This is a genomic window from Ilyobacter sp. (genome assembly GCF_041583315.1).
GTDB lineage: Bacteria > Fusobacteriota > Fusobacteriia > Fusobacteriales > Fusobacteriaceae > Ilyobacter.
In genome coordinates, this window is the sequence record NZ_JBFHGC010000317.1 from 1 (window position 1) to 3,503 (window position 3,503).

Sequence of the window (3,503 nt, forward strand, 5' to 3'; positions counted from 1 at the left end):
ACAACGGATATATAAACGTAAAGGGTGAAAAAATGTCCAAGTCACTGGGGAACTTCTTTCTTCTGAGAGAGGTCCTGGAAAAATTTGAAGGTAAGGTAGTGAGATTTTTTGTACTTAGCTCTCATTACAGAAAACCTATAGATTTTTCCGAAGATGAGCTCAATCAGGCAAAGGCAGCAGTGGAGAGAATAGAAAACAGCCTTATCAGAGTCATGGAAAAGATGGACGAAAGGGACGGGACAGGAAATCCTGAGGCTTTAGAAAGTCTCAAAAAAGTCCTGGAAGAATCCAGGGCGAAATTTATAGCCGGAATGGATGAGGATTTTAACACCTCCCAGGGTATAGGGGCTGTATTTGAGCTGATAAAAGAGATGAACAAGTTTATGGACGGAACTTCTCTGGATGAAGATGGAAGAGAGGTTCTGCAGGAGACTTCCGACTTTATAAAAGAAGCAATTATAGAGGTCCTCGGGGTAGATCTCAAAGTAGAGAGAAAAGTAGGGGATATGACTTCTGAGCTTGTGGATTTCATACTAGAGATCAGGCAGAATGCAAGAGTGGAAAGAAACTGGGCTCTTTCTGATCAGATAAGAGACAGGCTGAGTGATATGGGAGTAAAAATAAAAGACGGTAAGGACAAAACAACATGGTCAATATAGACTTGAAAGATGCCGGCGGACTGCCCTTAGCTTATTTGGGAGATGCAGTGTGGGAACTGGCTGTGAGAGAGCATTTTGTAGAAAAAGGGTATAAAATAAATGTAATGAATAAAAAGGTAAAGAAATTTGTGAACGCAAAGGCACAGAGTGTAATTTTTAAAAGTATATTAGATGAACTGGATGACGAATACAAAGCAGTGGCAAGAAGAGCAAAAAACAGCAATATAAAAAGTTTCCCCAGATCGTGCAGCATAATGGAATACAGAGAGGCCACGGCTTTTGAGGCACTGATAGCAGCTTTTTATATCAACGGTGAGACAGGCAGAATAAAAAAAATATTGGAAAATCATATATCAGAGGGTGAAGAATAATGAAAAAAATTAAATTTAAAATCAAATGGCCTGGCATGAAATTTCAAAAAAGTATAGGTATAGATCTGGGAACTGCAAATACCCTGGTCTATCATAAACAGAGAGAGGAGATAGTCCTCAATGAACCCTCTGTAGTGGCAGTGGACAAAGAGACTAAAAAAGTACTGGCAGTGGGACAGGAAGCAAAGGATATGCTGGGGAAAACTCCCGATCATATAATTGCAGTAAGACCCCTCAGAGAAGGTGTAATAGCTGATTATGACATTACAGAAGCGATGATAAAGTACTTTATAAAAAAAGTCTTCGGAAAATATAACTTTATTCTTCCTGAAGTGATGATCTGTGTTCCTATAGAGGTTACTGGTGTGGAAAAAAGAGCCGTGCTGGAGGCTGCAATATCTGCCGGAGCCAAGAGAGCCTATCTTATAGAGGAAGCAAGGGCTGCTGCTCTGGGGTCAGGTATAGATATATCGGCACCTGAAGGTAACATGATAGTGGATATAGGTGGAGGTTCTACTGATATAGCAGTTATATCCCTAGGTGGTACAGTTGTTAGTAAATCAATAAGAACAGCGGGAAACAACTTTGATGAGGACATAATAAAATATATCAAAAAAACTCATAATCTGTTAATCGGGGAAAAGACAGCTGAACAGATAAAGATACAGATAGGAACAGCACTGGCACTAACTGAAGAGGAAACAATGACAATAAAGGGAAGGGATATGGTAACAGGTCTTCCTAAACCTCTTACTATAACTTCCGGAGAGGTGCTAGAGGCTATAGAGGATTCTCTCATGGAAATAGTAACATCTGTAAAACAGGTTCTTGAGAAGACTCCTCCGGAACTGTCTGCAGACATAGTGGACAAGGGTATAGTCATGGCAGGGGGAGGCTCTCTAATAAGAAATTTCCCTGAGCTTATTTCAAAACACACACATCTTCCTGTAAAATTGTCAGAAAGCCCTCTGGAAAGTGTAGTTATCGGAGCAGGGATGGCTCTTGACAAAATCGAAGTCCTAAGGAAGATTGAAAAGGCGGAAAGATAATGTTTGGAGATATGATATCCAACGAAGAGGTCAAAAGTTTCTTGCAGAATGAAATAAAAATGGGAAAAAAGTCAGGGACTTACCTCTTTCACGGTGAAAGAGGGAGCGAACTCATGGAGTTCACCCTGGCTTTTGCCAAAGCTCTGAACTGCAGTGAAGAACCACTGGATTTTTGCGGCAGATGTGATGTGTGTCTCAGAATAGATTCCGGGAATTATCCCGATGTGGAAGTGGTGGAAGACCCTACAGGGATAAAGATAAGTCAAGTAAGAGAGCTCATATACAAAGCCTCTAGCAGCAGCTATGAGGGGAGAAAAAAGGTTTTTATACTTAAAGACGTGGAGAATCTGAGAGCAGAAGCAGCCAATGCTCTGCTGAAAATAATAGAGGAACCTGGAGCAGGAACTTTCTTTATTCTCACATCCCACTCTCTGAATATAATTCCCACTATAATATCCCGATGTACAGCAGTGCATATAAAAAAGAAAAGCCCTGAAGAGATGGGGGTAACCAGTGAGGAGTATGAGTTTTTTTTCGGAGATGTAGGGGAGATAGAAAGATATAAAAAGAGTGATATAGATCTGAGCCATCCTGTTTCCTACGGTGATATAGGGGAACATATAAAAAATTATGTCAAAGACGGTGATATAGAAAGCAGGGTAAAGATTCAAAAATCTCTGAGGGACTTTATGGGTAACAGAAAATTTCTGGAAGATATTGAAAAAATTTATTTTGCAGAGGAGATCTATAGGGGCTCTAGAGACCGGAATATAGCCGAGGGTATAATGTATGAAGGAATTCTCCTAAATAACGATCTTTCTAAGACGGAGAGGCTTCTTTATATAAAGGGGATGCTGAGGTTTCCTGTCAATCTTCAGCTGGCTCTTAAGATGTTTTTTTCGGAGATTTAAACTGAAGTATTAAATTTAGAAGCTCGGTTACTTTCTTTACTTGTCCAAAGAAAGTAACCGAAAAAAATAAATACTTGGGAAAGATCCACTGTCTGATCCAAGTGAGTATCTAAAAATAACAGGTAATGCAAGTATAATTTTGGGTTATGTCCTGACCAGAGGCAGAAAATATTATTGGGATGCTTTTCTGCCATGAGGAAAGTCTGAAAGTACCAATAATAAATACCCGGATAAAAATTAAAATGTAATAGACGTTAAGTCTTTGATAAATCGATTTTAACGTAATAAAAAGCTTTAAACAGATCAGATCAGACCTTAACTGAATTGATTTATTGTGGCATATAAGATATACTACTCTAGTTGATTAGGTCGCATAGCTCAGTTGGGAGAGCACCTGCCTTACAAGCAGGGGGTCACAGGTTCAAGTCCTGTTGCGACCACCATATAATGGGGGCGTAGCTCAGTTGGTTAGAGCACCGGCCTGTCACGCCGGGGGTCGCGAGTTCGAGTCTC

The 3,503-nt window shown here is 40.1% G+C and carries 4 protein-coding genes and 1 tRNA gene; all 5 read left to right on the forward strand.

The window, feature by feature from the left end; genetic code table 11:
• Nucleotides 1-659: DALR domain-containing protein (locus ABZA26_RS10575; RefSeq protein ID WP_372714494.1), on the forward strand; the 659-nt coding region annotated here is incomplete at its 5' end.
• Nucleotides 647-1,030, forward strand: coding sequence for a Mini-ribonuclease 3 (locus ABZA26_RS10580; protein WP_372714495.1), 384 nt, complete (start codon nucleotides 647-649; stop codon nucleotides 1,028-1,030). The genes ABZA26_RS10575 and ABZA26_RS10580, both read left to right, overlap by 13 nt.
• On the forward strand, nucleotides 1,030-2,079 hold the full coding sequence (locus ABZA26_RS10585; protein WP_372714496.1) for a rod shape-determining protein: 1,050 nt from the start codon (nucleotides 1,030-1,032) through the stop codon (nucleotides 2,077-2,079). Before ABZA26_RS10580 ends, ABZA26_RS10585 begins: the two co-directional genes overlap by 1 nt.
• The gene (locus ABZA26_RS10590; protein WP_372714497.1) at nucleotides 2,079-2,990 is read left to right on the forward strand and encodes an ATPase; all 912 of its coding nucleotides are present in this window, start codon (nucleotides 2,079-2,081) and stop codon (nucleotides 2,988-2,990) included. The genes ABZA26_RS10585 and ABZA26_RS10590 overlap by 1 nt, the downstream gene beginning before the upstream one ends.
• 367 nt (nucleotides 2,991-3,357) lie before the next feature.
• A tRNA-Val gene (locus ABZA26_RS10595) sits at nucleotides 3,358-3,433 on the forward strand.
• Nucleotides 3,434-3,503: the final 70 nt, after the last annotated feature.